Source organism: Streptosporangium sp. NPDC001681, from assembly GCF_040298085.1.
Classification (GTDB): domain Bacteria; phylum Actinomycetota; class Actinomycetes; order Streptosporangiales; family Streptosporangiaceae; genus Streptosporangium.
In genome coordinates this window covers 76,273-93,667 of sequence record NZ_JBEOZN010000012.1, presented here as the reverse complement: position 1 = coordinate 93,667, position 17,395 = coordinate 76,273, and the positions used below count along the sequence as shown (strand labels likewise).

The window sequence follows — 17,395 nt, the reverse complement described above, 5'->3', positions numbered from 1 at the left end:
GGGAGAACGAACAGCATGTCAAGAATCGGACGGCTGCCCATCCCCGTACCGAACGGAGTGGACGTCGCCATCGACGGCCGGGACGTCACGGTCAAGGGCCCCAAGGGCACGCTTTCGCTTACGGTCGCGGAACCCATCGCGATCGCCAAGGGTGAGGACGGAAATCTCTCCGTCACCCGCCCCAACGACGAGAACAGGGTCCGTGCGCTGCACGGCCTGTCCCGCACCCTGGTCGCCAACATGGTGACCGGTGTGACCCAGGGGTACTCGAAGTCCCTGGAGATCGTGGGCGTCGGTTACCGTGTGCAGGCCAAGAGCCCGACTCAGCTTGAGTTCGCTCTCGGCTTCAGCCACCCGGTGATCGTCAACGCCCCCGAGGGTGTCACCTTCCGCGTCGAGAAGCCGACGCTGTTCCACGTGGACGGCATCGACAAGCAGAAGGTCGGCGAGATCGCCGCGAACATCCGCAAGCTGCGCAAGCCCGACCCGTACAAGGGCAAGGGTGTGCGCTACCAGGGTGAAGTTATCCGCCGCAAGGTCGGAAAGGCTGGTAAGTAGGCATGGCTGGCAAGACTGCGTTCGGCAAGCACACGGCCGCCCGCGCCGTCTCGCGGGCCCGCCGCCACGGCCGAGTCCGCAAGAAGGTTGTCGGTACGGCCACGCGTCCGCGTCTGGTCGTCAACCGCTCCACGAGGCACCTCTTCGTGCAGATCGTCGACGACGCCCAGGGCCACACGCTGGTGAGCGCCTCCACCATGGACGCCTCCCTGCGCTCGGCCGAGGGCGCCAAGACCGACAAGGCCAAGCAGGTCGGCGAGCTTCTCGCTCAGCGGGCCAAGGCAGCCGGGATCACCGCGGTCGTGTTCGACCGGGGTGGCAACCGCTACGCGGGCCGCATCGCGGCTCTCGCGGACAGCGCCCGCGAAGGTGGACTGGAGTTCTGATGACTCCTTTCACCAGTGCGCAACCGATGGCCCGTCTTACGAATGAGAAGAGGAACCACTAATGGCTGGAGCTCCGCGTCGCGGTGGCGCCGCCGGTGGCGAGCGGCGTGACGGTCGTCGTGACGACCGCCGCGGTGGCAACGCTGACAAGGGCGTCTCGTACATCGAGCGCGTTGTGAAGATCAACCGAGTGGCCAAGGTCGTGAAGGGTGGTCGTCGCTTCAGCTTCACCGCCCTCGTCATCGTCGGTGACGGCAACGGCATGGTCGGTGTCGGCTACGGCAAGGCCAAGGAAGTGCCCGCGGCGATCGCCAAGGGTGTCGAAGAGGCCAAGAAGCACTTCTTCAAGGTGCCCCGTATCCAGGGCACCATCCCGCACATCGTGCAGGGCGAAGAGGCCGCCGGCGTCGTCTTCCTGCGTCCGGCGTCGCCCGGTACCGGTGTCATCGCCGGTGGCCCGGTGCGCGCCGTGCTGGAGTGCGCGGGCATCCACGACGTGCTGTCCAAGTCGCTCGGCTCGGACAACCCGATCAACATCGTGCACGCCACCGTGGCCGCTCTGAAGGGCCTCAGCCGCCCCGAGGAGATCGCGGCCCGCCGTGGCCTGCCGATCGAGGACGTCGCCCCCAAGGCGATGCTCAAGGCTCGCGCCGAGGGTCTCGCGGAGGCCGCGGCGGCGAAGGCGGTGAGCTAGCCCATGGCACGCCTGAAGATTACCCAGGTCCGCTCGAAGATCGGTGGCAAGCAGAAGCAGCGTGACTCGCTGCGCTCGCTCGGTCTTAAGCGAATCGGCGACGTCGTCGTCAAGGAGGACCGCCCGGAGATCCGCGGCATGGTCTCCGTGGTGACGCACCTCGTCACCGTGGAAGAGGTCGACTAGACATGGCAGAGAACACTCCGCTCCGCATCCACCACCTGCGTCCGGCCCCCGGCGCCAACAAGTCGAAGGTCCGCAAGGGCCGCGGCGAGGCGTCCAAGGGCAAGACCGCGGGTCGCGGAACCAAGGGCACGAGGGCCAGGAACACTGTCCCGCTCGGCTTCGAGGGTGGTCAGGTTCCGCTGCAGCGGCGCCTGCCCAAGTTCAAGGGCTTCTCCAACGCCCTGTTCAAGACGACCTACCAGGTCGTCAACCTCGACAGGCTCGGTGAGCTGTTCCCCGACGGTGGCGACGTCACCGTGGAGGCGCTGGTCGCCAAGGGCGCGGTTCGCAAGAACCAGCTCGTCAAGGTTCTGGGAACCGGTGACATCTCCGTGGCGTTGAACGTGGAGGCGCACGCCTTCTCCGCCAGTGCCAAGGAGAAGATCGCTGCCGCCGGAGGCTCCGTCTCCGAGCTGTAGGTGTCATCATCACGCGGCGCGGGGGCTCGTAATGGGCTCCCGCGCCCGTAGTGCGTTAGAGTTCGCTGGACAGTGGGCCTCGACTCATTTCCTTGGGCTCATTGACTGGATATGGCAAAGATGGAACACCCCCGCACCATCGCTGACCGACCTCGCCTTTCAGGCGCGCAGGAGGGACCGTGCTGACCGCATTTACCCGAGCGTTCCGTACGCCGGACCTGCGTAAGAAGCTGCTCTTCACTTTGGGCATCATTGCGCTGTTCCGACTTGGGTCGGTCCTGCCGACTCCGGGTGTGCATACCGAGAACATCAGCCGTTGTCTCACCCAGGCGCAGGCGGGGGACGCGGGCAACATCTACGGAATGGTGCAGCTGTTCAGCGGCGGCGCCCTCCTGAAACTTTCAGTGTTCGCCCTCGGCATCATGCCGTACATCACCGCGAGCATCATTCTTCAGCTGCTCGTCGTGGTCATCCCGCGCCTGGAGGCCCTCAAGAAGGAGGGGCAGGCCGGACAGACCAAGATCACGCAGTACACGCGTTACCTGACGGTCGGGCTTGCCGTCCTGCAGTCGACCGCCTTCGTGGCCCTGGCCCGCGGCGGCCAGCTGTTCCCGCAGTGCCGCGAAGAGATCCTCCTCGACAAGGACAACGTCTTCGCCATCGTCACGATGGTGCTGACCATGACCGCCGGCACCGCCGTCGTCATGTGGCTGGGCGAGCTCGTCACCGACCGCGGCATCGGCAACGGCATGTCCATCCTGATCTTCACTCAGGTCATCGCCGTCTTCCCGTCCGAGCTGCTGAACATCGCCAGGCAGAAGGGCGGCTTCGTCTTCGCCGTGGTCATCGTCGTCGGTATCGCGATGATCGCCCTGGTCGTGATGGTCGAGCAGGCCCAGCGCCGGATCCCGGTGCAGTACGCCAAGCGCATGGTCGGCCGCCGGATGTACGGCGGGACGTCGACCTACATCCCGCTGAAGGTCAACCAGGCCGGCATCATCCCGGTCATCTTCGCCTCCTCGCTGCTCTACCTTCCGCAGCTGATCACGACGCTCTTCACGAACAGCCAGGAAGAGCCGAACAAGATCATCCAGTGGATCTCGCAGGAGTTCGGCGGCGGAGGGACCACCCCGACGTACATGATCACTTTCTTCCTGCTTATTGTGTTCTTCACGTACTTCTACGTGTCGATTACCTTCAACCCCGTTGAAGTCGCCGACAACATGAAGAAGTACGGTGGTTTCATCCCGGGCATCCGCCCGGGGCGCCCGACGGCTGAGTACTTGAACTATGTGCTCACGCGACTCACCGCTCCTGGCGCGCTGTATCTGGGCCTGATCTCCATGGTGCCGATCGTCGCGCTGGCGCTCGTCGGTGCGAGTCAGAACTTCCCGTTCGGAGGGACGAGCATTCTGATCATGGTTGGTGTCGGCCTTGACACCGTGAAGCAGATCGAAAGCCAGCTGCAGCAGCGCAACTATGAAGGCTTCCTGAAATAGTGCGCCTCGTCCTGGTCGGGCCCCCCGGAGCGGGTAAGGGGACACAGGCCCAGTTCATTGCGTCGAACCTGTCGATCCCGAAGATTTCGACAGGTGACATCTTCCGTGCCAACGTCTCGGGTGGTACGGAGCTCGGCAAGCTTGCCAAGGAATACATGGACCGCGGTGACCTCGTGCCTGACGAGGTCACCATCGCGATGGTCCGTGACCGCCTCGCTGAGAAAGACGCGCAGGACGGTTTCCTGCTCGACGGCTTCCCCAGGAACGTGCCCCAGGCCGAGATCCTGAAGAAGATCCTCGCCGAGTTCGGATCCGGTCTGGACATCGTTCTGGAGCTCGTGGTCGACGACGAGGAGGTCGTCCGCAGGCTCGCCGGGCGCCGCACCTGTAGCCAGTGCGGTCGTATCTGGCACGTCGACTTCGACGACAAGAAGGACGACATCTGCGACGCCTGTGACGGCCGGCTGTACCAGCGCGACGACGACAAGGAGGAGACCGTCAGGCACCGCCTGGAGGTCTATCAGGAGCAGACCGCCCCTCTGGTCTCCTTCTACGCGGACGAGGGCATCCTTGTCGGAGTCGACGCCACCGGTCCGGTGGAAGAGATCACTCAGCGCGCTATGGAGGCCCTGAGCCCCTTCGTCGGCTAGCGAAGCGATATCTACCTTGCACGCCACCCATGGCTTCTCATGGGTGGCGTGCTGTCATTTAGGGCAGAATCTGGGGAATTGGGCTCCCGGACCGCCCGTTGAACCACCCCAGGGGGTGTGCACGTGTTCAAGAAGAACAAGCACGGAATTCAGCTGAAGACGCCCGAACAACTGGAGAAGATGCGGGCGGCGGGCCTGGTGGTCGGTCGTACCCTGCAGTTGCTGCGGGAGAGCGTCCAGCCGGGCATGACGCCCCTGGACCTCGACGCGATCGCGGAGAAGGCCATCAGAGGCGAGGGGGCGATCCCCTCCTTCAAGGGCTACCAGGGCTTCCCGGCGACCATCTGCGCGTCGGTCAACCACGAGGTGGTCCACGGCATCCCGAGCGACCGCAGGGCGCTGCGGGAGGGCGATGTCATTTCGATCGACTGCGGTGCCATCCTGGACGGCTGGCACGGCGACTCGGCCATCACGGTCGGCATCGGTGAGGTGGACCCCAAGCTGACCGAGCTGATGCGGGTCACCGAGGAGGCCATGTGGCGGGGTATCGCCGCGCTCACCGTGGGTCGCCACCTGTCCGATATCGGGCACGAGGTGGAGAAGTACGTCCGCTCTCAGGGGCGCTACGGCATCCCGCAGGAGTACGGCGGGCACGGCATCGGCACCGAGATGCACATGGACCCGTGGGTGGCCAACCACGGCAAACCGGGCCGTGGCCCGCGTTTCGAACCGGGTATGTGCTTCGCCGTCGAGCCCATGGTCAACCTGGGGACGGACCGGACCAAGGTGCTGGCCGACGACTGGACCGTGGTCACGATCGACGGTAAGGCCTCGGCACACTTCGAACACAGCGTCGCCGTGACACATAATGGACCTTGGGTACTGACCGCCCTTGACGGGGGTAAAGAGCGGCTTGTCGACTTGTTGGGAGACGCGGGCTAGATCAGGCTCGCCGGTGAGCGGATGTGGTTGATATGGCGGCTGGTCCAGATATGCGAGCTTCCGATGGGGACCGCGACAAGGTCGCCTCGGTCCTGCGGGAGCACTACGCGCAGGGCCGCCTGACCACCGAGGAGTTCGACGAGCGCCTCGAACAGCTCTACAGCAGCAAGACGTACGGCGAGCTCGCCGTCCTCACCTCCGACCTTCCCGACGTCGACCTGCGCCGGCTTCCAGAGACCCCCTCCCGCGCCCCTGAGCGCGCCAAGGGGGACAAGCAGGACAAGGCGCAGAAGGGTCTGGCGGCCGCCTGGGCCGCCTGGGCGACGGCCAGCGGCGTCAACTGGATGATCTGGCTCATCATCGGAGTGACCAGCGGCCTCGACTTCCCCTACCCGTGGCCGCTCTGGGTCATGGGCCCGTGGGGTGTGGTGTTGCTGGTGACGACCGTCCTCACCGGGCTGGGCGGGGACAAGAAGTCCACCTGAGTGGTGGGGAGGGTGTGGTTCCCGGTGCCGGGTCGTCGGGACCTGCCCATGGCGCGAGCCGCCGCGGGACGTCGGGCGGATCTTCTCGGGCGGCCTCGATAGGGGCGGTCGTCCGCGGGGATCCGGTCTGACCGGGCCGTAGGAGTACTGGCCTGACCAGGCTGGACATGCCACAATGAGGCCACGAGCATTCGCGCGTCGAACCGTGCCGTCCATCCCTGAAGGGATCTGCGGTATCCTTTGTAGCGGTTGTGTCAAGGTGCCGGCCGTGTGTTTCGCATTTCCTCGCCCGGTGCCGTACACTCCTTCTTCGGTTCACTATGACCATTGCGCGTCGGCGGTGTCGCAACCGCCGCTCTCATCGAAGCGCTGGGTCGCGGCTGCTTAGTGTTCCGAAGCCTCAGACGACCGATCAGTGAAACGCGAGGGACATGGCCAAGAAAGACGGCGCCATCGAGATCGAGGGCACTGTGGTTGAGTCGCTCCCGAACGCGATGTTCAGGGTGCAACTCGATAACGGCCATAAGGTCCTGGCCCACATCAGCGGGCGGATGCGGATGCACTACATCCGGATCCTTCCTGACGACAGGGTTGTCGTCGAACTGAGCCCCTACGACCTCAGTCGTGGGCGGATCGTCTACCGATACAAGTAAGCGTCTGAGGGACGAATAGGACTATGAAGGTCAAGCCGAGCGTCAAGAAGATCTGTGACAAGTGCAAGGTGATTCGCCGGCACGGTCGCGTCATGGTGATCTGCGACAACCTGCGCCACAAGCAGCGCCAGGGCTAGTCGTTCCAACAGGCCCCACGAGAGTCCGTTCCCAAGAGGCGGGCTCGACCCATGTGGGGCTTCCAAGGTAATCGCGTTTCACACCTGCGCAGGCGGCTCGCGCCGTACCCCGCAGGAGACCCCCGGTCGGAGGCCGGGGCCCTCACCCCGGGCATGGGGAGGGGAAGTGAGGCGTAGGACCTCCGCCACAACGAAGGAGAATGCCCGACCATGGCTCGCCTGGTTGGCGTCGACCTCCCCCGCGACAAGCGGCTGGAGATCGCTCTCACCTACATTTTCGGGATCGGCCGCACGCGCGCGCTCGAGACCCTCAAGGCCACCGGTGTGAACGGCGACCTTCGCGTTCACCAGCTCACGGACGAGGAACTCGTCCCGCTGCGCGACTACATCGAGGCGAACTACAAGATCGAGGGTGACCTCCGTCGCGAAGTTCAGGCCGACATCCGTCGCAAGATCGAGATTCAGTGCTACCAGGGCATCCGGCACCGCCGTGGCCTTCCCGTGCACGGTCAGCGCACGCAGACCAACGCACGCACCCGTAAGGGCAAGAAGAAGACCGTGGCCGGTAAGAAGAAGCCCGGTAAGAAGTAGTCCGCGTAGCCGCAGGACCGAAGACCTCAGGAGTGAAGGCAAAGAATGCCTCCTAAGAGCCGCCAGGGTGCACCGAAGAAGGTGCGCCGCAAGGAAAAGAAGAACGTCGCTCACGGGCACGCCCACATCAAGAGCACGTTCAACAACACGATCGTTTCGATCACCGACCCGAGTGGGAACGTGATCTCCTGGGCCAGCGCCGGCCACGTCGGGTTCAAGGGCTCTCGCAAGTCCACCCCGTTCGCCGCGCAGATGGCCGCGGAGAACGCCGCCCGCCGCGCCATGGAGCACGGCATGCGCAAGGTCGACGTCTTCGTCAAGGGCCCCGGCTCCGGTCGTGAGACCGCGATCCGCTCGCTGCAGGCGACGGGTCTTGAGGTCGGGTCCATCCAGGACGTCACCCCCGTGCCGCACAACGGCTGCCGTCCGCCCAAGCGCCGTCGCGTCTGAGCCCAGGAGAAGATAGAAAATGGCTCGTTACACGGGTGCGGACTGCAAGCTCTGCCGCAGGGAGAAGACCAAGCTCTTCCTCAAGGGCAAGAAGTGCGAGTCCGCGAAGTGCCCCATCGAGATCCGTCCTTACCCGCCGGGTGAGCACGGCCGCGGCCGTCCCAAGGAGTCTGAGTACCAGCTCCAGCTCCGCGAGAAGCAGAAGACCCGCCGCATCTACGGCGTCCTCGAGAAGCAGTTCCACAACTACTACGAGGAAGCCAACCGCAAGACCGGCAAGACCGGCGAGAACCTCCTCCAGATCCTGGAGAGCCGTCTCGACAACGTGGTCTACCGCGCCGGTTTCGCCGAGTCGCGCGACGCCGCCCGCCAGCAGGTCCGTCACGGCCACATCCTGGTGAACGGCAAGAAGGTCGACATCCCGTCGTACCGGGTGCGCGAGCACGACATCGTCGAGGTCCGCGAGAAGTCGCGCAACCTCCTGCCCTACGAGGTGGCCCGCGCCACCGCCGGTGACAAGACGTACCCGGCGTGGCTCGGCGTCGTCCCGGACGCGCTGCGCGTCCTGGTCCACCAGCTCCCGGTCCGTCAGCAGATTGACACCCAGGTCCAGGAGCAGCTGATCGTCGAGCTCTACTCCAAGTAGCGGCTCCTCAGGTGCCGTGCGGCGATTCGCCGCACGGCACCTATGCTGTTGTTCGAGCGGCGTCAAATAGCGGGCGCCGTCATGCAAGGGAGATTCAACATGCTGATCGCTCAGCGTCCCTCCCTCCTCGAGGAGTCAATCGAGGAGACCCGGTCCAAGTTCATCATCGAGCCGCTGGAGCCGGGCTTCGGCTACACCATCGGCAACTCGCTGCGGCGCACGCTGCTGTCGTCCATCCCGGGCGCGGCGGTGACCAGCATCCGCATCGAGGGCGTGCTGCACGAGTTCACCACCGTGCCGGGTGTGAAGGAGGATGTCACCGACATCATCCTGAACCTCAAGGACCTGGTCGTCTCCTCCGAGCACGACGAGCCGGTGGTGATGTACCTGCGCAAGCAGGGCCCCGGTGACGTCACCGCCGCCGACATCGCGCCCCCGGCCGGTGTCGAGGTGCACAACCCCGAGCTGCGCATCGCCACCCTGAACGGCAAGGCGAAGCTGGAGATGGAGCTGACCGTCGAGCGCGGTCGCGGTTACGTCTCCGCCGCGCAGAACAAGCAGCCGGGCCAGGAGATCGGTCGCATCCCGATCGACTCCATCTACTCCCCGGTGCTCAAGGTCACCTACAAGGTCGAGGCGACCCGTGTCGAGCAGCGCACCGACTTCGACCGTCTGATCCTGGACGTCGAGACCAAGCCGTGCATGAAGCCCCGCGACGCGGTGGCCTCCGCGGGCAAGACCCTCGTCGAGCTGTTCGGCCTCGCCCGCGAGCTGAACGTCGAGGCCGAGGGCATCGACATCGGCCCGTCGCCGACGGACGCGGCCCTGGCCGCCGACCTGGCACTGCCGATCGAGGAGCTGAACCTCACGGTCCGCTCCTACAACTGCCTCAAGCGCGAGGGCATCCACACCGTGGGTGAGCTCGTGGCGCGCAGCGAGCAGGACCTCCTCGACATAAGGAATTTCGGTGCGAAGTCCATCGAAGAGGTCAAGCAGAAGCTGCACGAGATGACGCTCGCGCTCAAGGACTCCCCGCCCGGGTTCGACCCGAGCGCGGTGGCCGGCGGTGGCTACGACGACGACGACAGCGCCTACGTCGAGACCGAGCAGTACTGATTTTTCTGTAACGGGGATCGTGAGCGACTCCCCGGCCCGACCCCGGTACCTCGTACGGCCGGGGCGGGTTTACTCCCAAGGAGAACGTTATGCCTAGGCCCACCAAGGGTGCCCGTCTCGGCGGCAGCCCGGCCCACGAGCGGCTGATCCTGGCGAACCTCGCCACCCAGCTGTTCCAGCACGGCCGGATCAAGACCACCGAGGCCAAGGCGAAGCGTCTGCGCCCGCTGGCGGAGAAGCTGATCACCAAGGCGAAGAAGGGCGACATGCACAACCGTCGCCAGGTGCTGACGGTCGTCAGGGACAAGGGTGTCGTCCACCACCTCTTCACCGAGATCGCCTCGACCTTCGCCGAGCGTCCCGGTGGCTACACCCGGATCACCAAGGTCGGCCTCCGTAAGGGCGACGCCGCCCCCATGGCCGTGATCGAGCTGGTGTCCGAGCCGCTGAACACGGTCCGCGTCGGCCAGACCCAGGCCGCCAAGGCCGCCCCGGCCGCCAAGGCCGAGGAGACCAAGGCTGAGGAGGCCAAGGTCGAGGAAGCCAAGGCCGAGAGCGCCGAGGAGACCGCCGAGGCGACCGAGGCCAAGAAGGACAACGCCTGATCTTTCAGGCCCAGTGAACGGGCCCGGCACTCCCTCCACCGGGATGCCGGGCCCTTTCCGTTCTCCGAGAGTCTTTCGAGAGGAACATCGTGGTGCGGCTGAGGCTGGATCTCGCCTATGACGGGACCGACTTCTCCGGCTGGGCCAAGCAGCCGGGACGGCGTACGGTCCAGGGGGAGATCGAGGAGGCGCTCGGCAGGATCCTCCGGCTTCCCGAGCCTCCGGCGCTGACCGTGGCGGGGCGGACCGACGCGGGCGTGCACGCCCGCGGCCAGGTGGCCCATGTCGACCTGGACGCCGGCGTGCTCGGCGCGCTGGACAGCCGCAACCGCCGCGGGGTGCCCGCGTGGGAGCCCGGATCGGTGGAGGAGCTCGACGAGAGGCTTTCTGCCACGCGCAGGAGGCTCGCCGGAGTCCTCCCCCCAGATGTACGTGTGCATCGCGTCACGGTGGCTCCTGAAGGCTTTGACGCGAGGTTCTCGGCACTGTCAAGGCGGTACGCCTACCGGATCTCCGACGCCCCCGGCGGGGTCGACCCGCTCCGCCGCCGCGAGATCGTCTGGTACAACCGGCCCCTGGACGTGGACAGGCTCAACGCGGCCGCCGCCGGTCTCCTCGGTGAGCACGACTTCGCCGCGTTCTGCAAGAGGCGTGAGGGCGCGACCACGATCCGCGAGCTGCAGCGGCTCGACTGGGTCCGCGAGGACGGGTTCATCGTGGCGACGGTCGTGGCCGACGCCTTCTGCCATTCCATGGTCCGGGCGCTCGTCGGGTCGCTGCTGCCCGTCGGTGAGGGCAGGCTCACGGTCGAGTGGCCGCAAGGGGTGCTGTCGCGGGCCGTACGGGACTCGGGGGTGCACGTCGCGCCCGCGCACGGGCTCTGTCTTGAGGAGGTGCGCTACCCCGGCGCCGAGGAGCTCGCCAGGCGGGCCGCGGAGACTCGCCGGGTGCGGACGCTCAGTTCGTGACGCGGCGTTCCACGACCTTCGCGGTCTGGTCGCGGAAGGCGCCGCTGATCTTGCCCAGGGCCTTCTCCTTGGCCGTCGGTGTATGGCCGTCACTGTAGGTGGCGTAGCTGAACACGATGTAGCGGCCCCACACCATCCCGGCCGCGTAGCCGCCCGCGATGTGCACCCGCTCACCGCCCGTGCCGGCGGCCGAGGGCAGGCCGCGGAACCAGAGGTTGCGCTCCAGGTCCTTGGCCCGGTCCGCGGCGACCGCGGACTCGCGGGTGGGAAGCACGGCGATCCCGGTGGTCACGGCGTACCTGCGCTTGCTGTCCACGTACGTGGCCCGCAGCACCCGGCGGCATTCCTGGCTGCGCAGGGTGCCGGCGAACCTGCCGGTCGCGGCCTTCTGGCACTGCTCGGTGAGGTTGGTCTTGACCCGGGTGAACGTCGTCCCCGCCACGGACACCTTCTTGACGAAGGCGTCGGCCACGGTCATCTTGCCCGGGTCGGTCTTCTCGGAGTTGAGCATCGTGGTGTTGATCGGCTCGGGCTCACTGGTGATGTCCAGTTTGTCGGTGGGGTCGATCTTTCCCGGACCGAGGATCGGATCCGCCGCGTTCGCCGCCTGCTTGGCGTTGAACGACTGGTAGGCGAAGAAGGCCCCGACGCCGATGCCGACCACCACGACCGCGACCACGGCCGCGAGCAGCGTCGTGCCGGCCTTGCCGCGGGTAGGCGGTGGGGGAGTGGGGGGCGGCTCGGGGGTGAACGCGGAGAGCGGGGTGAACGGCCCGCGCGTCGCCGCCGGGTCGCTCGGGGGTGCCGGCGGCTCGCTCGCGGATGGGGACGTCACCGGCGGGGGAGGGAAGGCGGGGAGCGGGAACGGCGAGGCGACCGCCGGGACGCCGCTGGGCGGGGTCACCTGCTCCGCGGGGGTGAAGAGCGGTGCGGGCGGGCCGGAGGCGGCCGGAGGTGTCCGGGCGGGAGCGGTCTGCTCGGTGGCCGGCAGGGGCGCCTGCGAGATCGGCTCCGGCTCGGTCGCCACGGGCTGCGCGACGGGTGCGGACACGGGGGGCCGAGCCGCCGGCACGGATCGGTCACTGTCCTGGCGGACGTCCTGGGAGTCGTCCTGGGGACCGCCGGAAGAGGGGGCGGGAGCCTGGGGCGGCGGGTCCTGGTGGGCGAGGGGGGCCTGCCGGGGTGAGGCGGCGCGGACGTCGGCCGTCTTCTCGCCCCCGCCGCGCTCCTCCTGGAAGACCGCGTCCGGCGGCCAGACGGCGACGTCACCGGGTTCTCCCGGGCGGGCGACGGTCTCCTCCTGGTCTGTCCACACCGGCTCGCCGGTCGCGGCGGGCCAGGGAGCCTGCTGCCCGGACGAGGGCCAGACCTGCATGCCCGCGGCGGCGGCGGTGAAGGCCGGAGGCGGCTGCCAGGGCGGTGCTCCCGGCACGATGGGCGCGGTGGACAGCGGCGGGCCGTCCTCCGGCTGGGCGTACCAGTCGTAGGGAGCCCCGTCGTCGCCGGGGACCGTCCATGGCTGGGCCGCACCCGGATCCGTCTCCGGCCACGCGGAAGGACCGCCGGGCTGCTCATCACCTGCGAGATCGGTCCGCGGCACGTGGGGCGAGGGCTGGCCGAAACTCGGCGGCGGCGTCGCCGGTGTCGCCGAACCCTCGGCTTCATGTCGGTGCTCGGACCCGGATTCCTGGCCACGCATACGCGGCAGCCTAGCGACAGCTGGAGATCATCATGCGGGTATGGCTGTATCGTCTGCCGGATTCATGCCTGAAAGCGACAGTATGGCCCCGTGCTCAGGGTCGCTTGCCGGTCAACGAACGCGATTCCAGCGCGGGGGTGACGGTCGCGTCCGCCGCTCCGAAGGCCGCCTGGTTCAGTTGCTTGACCTCGTTCTTCTTCGGCAGGTGCCCGTCTTTGTACTGGAACCAGACCATTACCACGTAGTGCCCATGGCGCCACTCGCCGACGAAAGCCTCGCCGGTTCCGAGAAGTTTGGTGACCTTATCCTTACCTGGAAGCGGTTTGATGTACTCTTCCCGCTCCTTGCCCGAACTGGCCGAGACGACCTTGGTCGCCCCCGCAGACGTCTTGAGGTTGGCGACTCCCACGGTTCCGATGATCTTCCCCGAGGCGTCGCGGAAGCTGGCGCGCAGGAGCTGGGTGCACTTGGCGGCGGTGAGGGCCTTCTTCAGCTTGTCCCCCACCACGGCCTCGCCGCACTTCCGGTCCGTCCTGCGCGTGGTCATCAGGTAGTTCTGCTTGCCGATCCGTATCTTCCGGTGTTTGAACACCTCGTTCAGGGTGAGGGCGTACGGGTCGGTGGCGCGGGAGGAGGCGAGGCCGAACTTGCCGTTCGCGATGTTGGCGGGCGGCACGAGGGGGGCCTGGGCCGAGGGGGTCGCCGCCCCGGGCACCGGGGCGGGGTCGGAGTTGGCCAGCACGGCCAGGCCGACGCCCCCGGCGATCAGCGCGGCGAGCGCGCCGAGCGCGATGAAGATCGGGCGGCGCGAGCGGGGGCCCTCGTCGTACGGGCTCCACATCTCCTGCCGGGGTCGCTCCTGCGGCGGGGGAGGCTGGACAGGCGGCGCCTGCGGCGCCCGCGGGGGCTCGGGGGCACGGTTGTGCGGCGAGGCGTCGAACCAGTGCTGGCCCTGTGCGGGCGGCGACGCGTCAGGCCGGTTGTAAGGCTGGCGGCGCGGCGGCTCCACGGGAAAACCCATGCGCCGAGCGTAGCCCGGGATCAGGGCCGGTTGGCTCAGGAGTATCCGAAGTCCTGGGTCCACCACGGCCCGTCGGGCCCCTGGACGGCTCCGACGCCGGTGGCGGTGAGCTCGCAGTTGAGGATGTTGCGCCGGTGGCCGCTGGTCTCCATCCAGTTCCGCACCGCCTCGTCGGGAGAGGTGTAGCCGCGCCCGATGTTCTCCGCGCCGCCGTCACGGTAGCCGGTGGCGTCCATCCGCTCCCAGGGCGACGTGCCGTCGGGAGAGGTGTGGGAGAGGCTGCCGGCGGACGCCATCCCGGCCGAGTGCCTCCTGGCGGACAAGATCAGCCTCCGGTCGATGCGGAGCGGCCCGCACCCGGCCCGCCTGCGCTCGATGTTGACGAGCCTGACGACCTCGCGCTCCATCGCGCCGAGGGCGGGGGTGGTGGCGTCGTCGTCACCGTTGCCGTTGAGCAGGTAGCGAGAGGGGCCGTCGTCGCCGGATCCGCCGAGCTTCGTGTCGGCGTCGTGGGTGGGGCGCGGGCGCCGGTCCGCCGGGACGGTCGGGAGGGCGGAGGGGCGGGCGACCCGGGCGAGCGGAGCCCGCTCCACCTGCCCGGCCAGGGCGCCGTTGCTGGGCGTGGGCCTGGTCGACCCGGGGTTGTTCAGATAGATCTGGTCGGCGGCCTCCTCGTCGCGGCTGCCCCGGCCGATGATGAAGCCGACCAGCAGAACCGTCATCAGGCACACGAACACCCCCATACGACGCAGGCGCGCTCGCTGGGTATGCCCGGGGTGAGGAAGCTGCCACATACCGCTATCAAAGATAGAGATGTTTGCGGTGAGGAAAAAGAGAATGATGAGAACGTGTTGGAACCGTCACGGATCCACGTTCCTCACCGGGTTCCGGTGGCGGGCTTCCCGGGAACCGCGGTCTCATGGCCGATCGCCCGCCCGTGTGTGGCGGTTCCCGGGCACTGCCGGGTCCCGGGTAGAATGCCAGGGGCACCGCCGGAGAGTCGTGTCTTTTTGACTCGTGCTCATTCGCGCCGGTACTCTGCTAGTTCGTTGTGTGCGAATTGGTCTCCTCTGCAGACCGATACGCGGCGCGTCCGGCGTCATCTCCTCTGTTCTGGAGACGGAAGGTCCGGGCTGTCGTGTGCCCGCACCTACCGACCCATGTTGCTGTCATCTCCGACAGCGCCGAAGACGCGACCAAAGAAGGCATACGACCGTGCGCACGTACACACCCAAGCCTGCCGAAGTCGAGCGTCAGTGGCACATCATCGACGCCACCGACATCGTGCTTGGCCGGCTGGCCAGCCACGTCGCGATCCTGCTTCGCGGTAAGCACAAGCCGACCTTCGCCAACCACGTCGACACCGGTGACTTCGTCATCGTCATCAACGCCGACAAGATCGCGCTGACCGGCAACAAGCTTGAGCAGAAGAAGGCTTACCGCCACTCGGGCTACCCGGGCGGTCTGCGTTCCATGACCTACGGCGAGCTCATGGACAAGCGTCCTGACCGCGCCGTCGAGAAGGCCGTGAAGGGCATGCTGCCCAAGAACGCTCTCGGCCGGAAGATGATCAAGAAGCTCAAGGTCTACTCCGGTTCCGAGCACCCGCACCAGGCGCAGCAGCCGGTGCCCTTCGAGCTCACCCAGATCGCCCAGTAGTCGCTAGCTGCTTGTCGCCAGCAGCGTTGGCCGACGGCCGACGCCGAGTAGGAAAGTTAGAGGAGAACCGTGGCTGAGCCCACCGGTGTCGAGACGCCCATCGAGGGCGATCAGGAAGCGTACTCCGCGGAGGAGTTCCCCTCCGAGTACACCTCCGAGTCCACTGTCAGCGGCGACGTCGCCGTCCGCAAGCCCATCACCACCGGCAACTCGTACGGCACTGGGCGCCGCAAGGAGTCCGTCGCCCGCGTGCGCATCGTGCCGGGCACCGGCAAGTGGACGATCAACGGTCGTACGCTTGAGAACTATTTCCCGAACAAGGTCCACCAGCAGATCGTCAACGAGCCCTTCGTGGTTCTTGGCGCCGAGGACCAGTTCGACGTCATCGCCCGCATCAACGGTGGTGGCGTCACCGGCCAGGCCGGTGCCCTGCGCATGGGTCTCTCCCGCGCGCTGACCGCCCTGGACGTCGAGGTCAACCGCCCGCCGCTGAAGAAGGCAGGCTTCCTGACCCGTGACGCCCGCGCCACCGAGCGCAAGAAGTACGGTCTCAAGAAGGCCCGTAAGGCTCCGCAGTACAGCAAGCGTTAAGTTGGGGCGCCTTTTCGGCACCGACGGGGTACGTGGGGTCGCGGGACGCGACCTCACGGCCGAGCTCGCCATGGACCTGTCCGTGGCCGCGGCTCATGTCCTCGGCGATGCCGGGGCGTTCAGCGCCAGCGTCGGGCGGCGAGGCCGCCCCGTCGCCGTCGTGGGCCGGGACCCCCGGGCTTCAGGAGAATTCCTGGAGGCCGCGGTGGTCGCCGGCCTTGCGTCGTCTGGCGTGGACGTTCTCCGGCTCGGCGTGCTGCCCACCCCGGCGGTCGCTTACCTGACCACGGCTCTCAGAGCCGACATGGGCGTGATGATCTCCGCCTCCCACAACCCCGCCCCGGACAACGGGATCAAGTTCCTCGCCCGTGGCGGCTACAAGCTGCCGGACGCGGTGGAGAACGAGATCGAGCAGCGGGTCGGTGAGAAGTGGGAGCGCCCTGTCGGTGCCTCGGTCGGCCGCGTGCGCGAGGCGTACGGCGAGGCCGACCGTTACGTGTCCCACGTGCTGTCCACGGTGGACTGCCGTCTCGACGGCCTCAACGTGGTCCTCGACTGCGCCCACGGCGCCGCCCACATGGTGGCTCCCGAGGCGCTGCTGCGGGCCGGGGCCACGGTGGAGACGATCGGCGCGCGCCCCGACGGCCTCAACATCAACGCCGGGGTCGGCTCCACCCACCTGGACAAGCTCCAGCAGATCGTCGTCTCCCGCAACGCGGATGTGGGCATCGCCTACGACGGCGACGCGGACCGCTGCCTGGCCGTCTCGCACACCGGCGAGGTCGTCGACGGCGACCAGATCATGGCGGTGCTGGCCATGGCCATGCACGCCGAGGGGAAGCTGGTCGGCGACACCGTGGTGGCCACGGTCATGTCCAACCTGGGTTTCAAGCTCGCGCTCAAGAGCGCGGGGATCGACGTGGTGGAGACCGCCGTGGGCGACCGCTACGTCCTGGAGGCCATGAGGGCGGGTGGTTACAACCTGGGTGGCGAGCAGTCCGGCCACGTCCTGATGCTCGACCACGCCACCACCGGGGACGGCCTGCTGACCTCGCTGCACCTGCTGGCGGTCGTGGCGCGGGCGAAGAAGTCGCTGGCGGAGCTGGCCTCGGTGATGACCCGCCTGCCGCAGGTCCTGGTCAACGTCAAGGACGTCGACCGGGCCAAGGCCTCGGCTCCGGAGCTGGAGGCCGCGGTCGCCGCCGCCGAGTCGGAGCTGGGGGAGACCGGCCGGGTGCTGATCCGGCCGAGCGGCACCGAGCCGATGATCCGCGTCATGGTCGAGGCCGCCTCGGCGGAGCAGGCCGAGCAGCTGGCCGGTCGGCTGGCCGAGGTCGTCCGTACGGCCTGCGTCTGAGGGGCCGGTGACCGTCCGGGAGCGACCGCTCCCGGCAGGAATAT

General features: G+C 67.5%; 23 protein-coding genes. 20 read left to right on the top strand and 3 right to left on the bottom strand.

The genetic code is table 11. The features are described from left to right. Positions 1 to 15 precede the first annotated feature (15 nt). From rplF to truA, 17 genes are all read left to right on the top strand, one after another. Complete coding sequence (rplF, locus tag ABT130_RS08225; protein ID WP_350953869.1) at positions 16 to 558, top strand: 50S ribosomal protein L6; 543 nt, start codon at positions 16 to 18, stop codon at positions 556 to 558. Between the two features lie 2 nt (positions 559 to 560). After that, a complete protein-coding gene (rplR, locus tag ABT130_RS08220; RefSeq protein ID WP_030912897.1) occupies positions 561 to 944 on the top strand; it encodes a 50S ribosomal protein L18 in 384 nt (127 codons plus the stop codon). 61 nt (positions 945 to 1,005) lie between these two features. Further along, positions 1,006 to 1,638, top strand: coding sequence for a 30S ribosomal protein S5 (gene rpsE / locus ABT130_RS08215; protein ID WP_030912894.1), 633 nt, complete (start codon positions 1,006 to 1,008; stop codon positions 1,636 to 1,638). A 3-nt stretch (positions 1,639 to 1,641) separates the two neighbouring features. Then, positions 1,642 to 1,824: a 50S ribosomal protein L30 gene (gene rpmD, locus ABT130_RS08210; protein ID WP_030912892.1), complete on the top strand. Its 183-nt coding sequence runs from the start codon at positions 1,642 to 1,644 to the stop codon at positions 1,822 to 1,824. 2 nt (positions 1,825 to 1,826) lie between these two features. Further along, positions 1,827 to 2,282 (top strand): 50S ribosomal protein L15, encoded by a 456-nt coding sequence (gene rplO, locus ABT130_RS08205; protein ID WP_350911377.1) that lies wholly within the window; start codon positions 1,827 to 1,829, stop codon positions 2,280 to 2,282. A gap of 179 nt (positions 2,283 to 2,461) precedes the next feature. Then, the gene (gene secY / locus ABT130_RS08200; RefSeq protein ID WP_343968316.1) at positions 2,462 to 3,781 is read left to right on the top strand and encodes a preprotein translocase subunit SecY; all 1,320 of its coding nucleotides are present in this window, start codon (positions 2,462 to 2,464) and stop codon (positions 3,779 to 3,781) included. Continuing rightward, entirely contained in the window at positions 3,781 to 4,431 is a 651-nt protein-coding gene (locus ABT130_RS08195) for an adenylate kinase (protein WP_030912884.1), read from the top strand. Before secY ends, ABT130_RS08195 begins: the two co-directional genes overlap by 1 nt. Before the next feature lie 123 nt (positions 4,432 to 4,554). Further along, positions 4,555 to 5,373: a type I methionyl aminopeptidase gene (gene map, locus ABT130_RS08190; protein WP_350953868.1), complete on the top strand. Its 819-nt coding sequence runs from the start codon at positions 4,555 to 4,557 to the stop codon at positions 5,371 to 5,373. Between the two features lie 50 nt (positions 5,374 to 5,423). After that, positions 5,424 to 5,858, top strand: coding sequence for a DUF1707 SHOCT-like domain-containing protein (locus tag ABT130_RS08185; protein ID WP_350953866.1), 435 nt, complete (start codon positions 5,424 to 5,426; stop codon positions 5,856 to 5,858). A 431-nt stretch (positions 5,859 to 6,289) separates the two neighbouring features. Next, positions 6,290 to 6,511, top strand: coding sequence for a translation initiation factor IF-1 (gene infA / locus ABT130_RS08180; protein WP_012887858.1), 222 nt, complete (start codon positions 6,290 to 6,292; stop codon positions 6,509 to 6,511). 23 nt (positions 6,512 to 6,534) lie between these two features. Beyond that, positions 6,535 to 6,648 (top strand): 50S ribosomal protein L36, encoded by a 114-nt coding sequence (rpmJ, locus tag ABT130_RS08175; RefSeq protein ID WP_003956441.1) that lies wholly within the window; start codon positions 6,535 to 6,537, stop codon positions 6,646 to 6,648. A gap of 210 nt (positions 6,649 to 6,858) precedes the next feature. Beyond that, positions 6,859 to 7,239, top strand: a complete 381-nt coding sequence (gene rpsM / locus ABT130_RS08170; RefSeq protein ID WP_012887859.1) for a 30S ribosomal protein S13 — start codon at positions 6,859 to 6,861, stop codon at positions 7,237 to 7,239. Positions 7,240 to 7,284: 45 nt separating this feature from the next. Next, positions 7,285 to 7,689, top strand: coding sequence for a 30S ribosomal protein S11 (gene rpsK / locus ABT130_RS08165; RefSeq protein ID WP_012887860.1), 405 nt, complete (start codon positions 7,285 to 7,287; stop codon positions 7,687 to 7,689). Between the two features lie 19 nt (positions 7,690 to 7,708). Next, positions 7,709 to 8,335, top strand: a complete 627-nt coding sequence (gene rpsD / locus ABT130_RS08160; protein WP_030912875.1) for a 30S ribosomal protein S4 — start codon at positions 7,709 to 7,711, stop codon at positions 8,333 to 8,335. 99 nt (positions 8,336 to 8,434) lie between these two features. Continuing rightward, the gene (locus ABT130_RS08155; RefSeq protein ID WP_030912872.1) at positions 8,435 to 9,451 is read left to right on the top strand and encodes a DNA-directed RNA polymerase subunit alpha; all 1,017 of its coding nucleotides are present in this window, start codon (positions 8,435 to 8,437) and stop codon (positions 9,449 to 9,451) included. A gap of 89 nt (positions 9,452 to 9,540) precedes the next feature. Continuing rightward, positions 9,541 to 10,056, top strand: coding sequence for a 50S ribosomal protein L17 (gene rplQ / locus ABT130_RS08150; RefSeq protein ID WP_350953864.1), 516 nt, complete (start codon positions 9,541 to 9,543; stop codon positions 10,054 to 10,056). Between the two features lie 89 nt (positions 10,057 to 10,145). Then, positions 10,146 to 11,024: a tRNA pseudouridine(38-40) synthase TruA gene (gene truA, locus ABT130_RS08145; protein WP_350953862.1), complete on the top strand. Its 879-nt coding sequence runs from the start codon at positions 10,146 to 10,148 to the stop codon at positions 11,022 to 11,024. On the opposite strand, the gene ABT130_RS08140 is transcribed toward truA, so the two are convergent. The 3 genes from ABT130_RS08140 to ABT130_RS08130 all read right to left on the bottom strand — a co-directional run bounded on the left by ABT130_RS08140 (position 11,014) and on the right by ABT130_RS08130 (position 14,466). Continuing rightward, positions 11,014 to 12,723, bottom strand: a complete 1,710-nt coding sequence (locus ABT130_RS08140; RefSeq protein ID WP_350953860.1) for a hypothetical protein — start codon at positions 12,721 to 12,723, stop codon at positions 11,014 to 11,016. The two genes, truA and ABT130_RS08140, sit on opposite strands and share 11 nt — an antisense overlap. Positions 12,724 to 12,817: 94 nt before the next feature. Further along, positions 12,818 to 13,744 carry a hypothetical protein gene (locus ABT130_RS08135; RefSeq protein ID WP_350911392.1) on the bottom strand — a complete coding sequence of 309 codons (927 nt, stop codon included), beginning with the start codon at positions 13,742 to 13,744 and terminating at the stop codon, positions 12,818 to 12,820. A 35-nt stretch (positions 13,745 to 13,779) separates the two neighbouring features. Then, positions 13,780 to 14,466, bottom strand: a complete 687-nt coding sequence (locus ABT130_RS08130; RefSeq protein WP_350911394.1) for a CAP domain-containing protein — start codon at positions 14,464 to 14,466, stop codon at positions 13,780 to 13,782. Positions 14,467 to 14,959: 493 nt separating this feature from the next. Here ABT130_RS08130 and rplM point away from each other — a divergent pair, with 493 nt between their 5' ends. The 3 genes from rplM (at position 14,960) to glmM (ending at position 17,351) form a co-directional block, all read left to right on the top strand. Then, the gene (rplM, locus tag ABT130_RS08125) at positions 14,960 to 15,403 is read left to right on the top strand and encodes a 50S ribosomal protein L13 (RefSeq protein ID WP_343968292.1); all 444 of its coding nucleotides are present in this window, start codon (positions 14,960 to 14,962) and stop codon (positions 15,401 to 15,403) included. Between the two features lie 69 nt (positions 15,404 to 15,472). Continuing rightward, positions 15,473 to 15,994, top strand: coding sequence for a 30S ribosomal protein S9 (gene rpsI / locus ABT130_RS08120; protein WP_030912863.1), 522 nt, complete (start codon positions 15,473 to 15,475; stop codon positions 15,992 to 15,994). A gap of 1 nt (position 15,995) precedes the next feature. Continuing rightward, positions 15,996 to 17,351: a phosphoglucosamine mutase gene (glmM, locus tag ABT130_RS08115; RefSeq protein WP_350953858.1), complete on the top strand. Its 1,356-nt coding sequence runs from the start codon at positions 15,996 to 15,998 to the stop codon at positions 17,349 to 17,351. Positions 17,352 to 17,395: the final 44 nt, after the last annotated feature.

Excerpts from the sequence above, each read along its gene's own strand:
- rplF (WP_350953869.1), top strand. The coding sequence starts at position 16 with ATGTCAAGAATCGGACGGCTGCCCATCCCCGTACCGAACGGAGTGGAC.
- rplR (WP_030912897.1), top strand. The coding sequence starts at position 561 with ATGGCTGGCAAGACTGCGTTCGGCAAGCACACGGCCGCCCGCGCCGTC.
- rpsE (WP_030912894.1), top strand. The coding sequence starts at position 1,006 with ATGGCTGGAGCTCCGCGTCGCGGTGGCGCCGCCGGTGGCGAGCGGCGT.
- rpmD (WP_030912892.1), top strand. The coding sequence starts at position 1,642 with ATGGCACGCCTGAAGATTACCCAGGTCCGCTCGAAGATCGGTGGCAAG.
- rplO (WP_350911377.1), top strand. The coding sequence starts at position 1,827 with ATGGCAGAGAACACTCCGCTCCGCATCCACCACCTGCGTCCGGCCCCC.
- ABT130_RS08185 (WP_350953866.1), top strand. The coding sequence starts at position 5,424 with ATGCGAGCTTCCGATGGGGACCGCGACAAGGTCGCCTCGGTCCTGCGG.
- infA (WP_012887858.1), top strand. The coding sequence starts at position 6,290 with ATGGCCAAGAAAGACGGCGCCATCGAGATCGAGGGCACTGTGGTTGAG.
- rpmJ (WP_003956441.1), top strand. The coding sequence starts at position 6,535 with ATGAAGGTCAAGCCGAGCGTCAAGAAGATCTGTGACAAGTGCAAGGTG.
- rpsM (WP_012887859.1), top strand. The coding sequence starts at position 6,859 with ATGGCTCGCCTGGTTGGCGTCGACCTCCCCCGCGACAAGCGGCTGGAG.
- rpsK (WP_012887860.1), top strand. The coding sequence starts at position 7,285 with ATGCCTCCTAAGAGCCGCCAGGGTGCACCGAAGAAGGTGCGCCGCAAG.
- rpsD (WP_030912875.1), top strand. The coding sequence starts at position 7,709 with ATGGCTCGTTACACGGGTGCGGACTGCAAGCTCTGCCGCAGGGAGAAG.
- ABT130_RS08155 (WP_030912872.1), top strand. The coding sequence starts at position 8,435 with ATGCTGATCGCTCAGCGTCCCTCCCTCCTCGAGGAGTCAATCGAGGAG.
- rplQ (WP_350953864.1), top strand. The coding sequence starts at position 9,541 with ATGCCTAGGCCCACCAAGGGTGCCCGTCTCGGCGGCAGCCCGGCCCAC.
- ABT130_RS08140 (WP_350953860.1), bottom strand. The coding sequence starts at position 12,723 with ATGCGTGGCCAGGAATCCGGGTCCGAGCACCGACATGAAGCCGAGGGT.
- ABT130_RS08135 (WP_350911392.1), bottom strand. The coding sequence starts at position 13,744 with ATGGGTTTTCCCGTGGAGCCGCCGCGCCGCCAGCCTTACAACCGGCCT.
- ABT130_RS08130 (WP_350911394.1), bottom strand. The coding sequence starts at position 14,466 with ATGACGGTTCTGCTGGTCGGCTTCATCATCGGCCGGGGCAGCCGCGAC.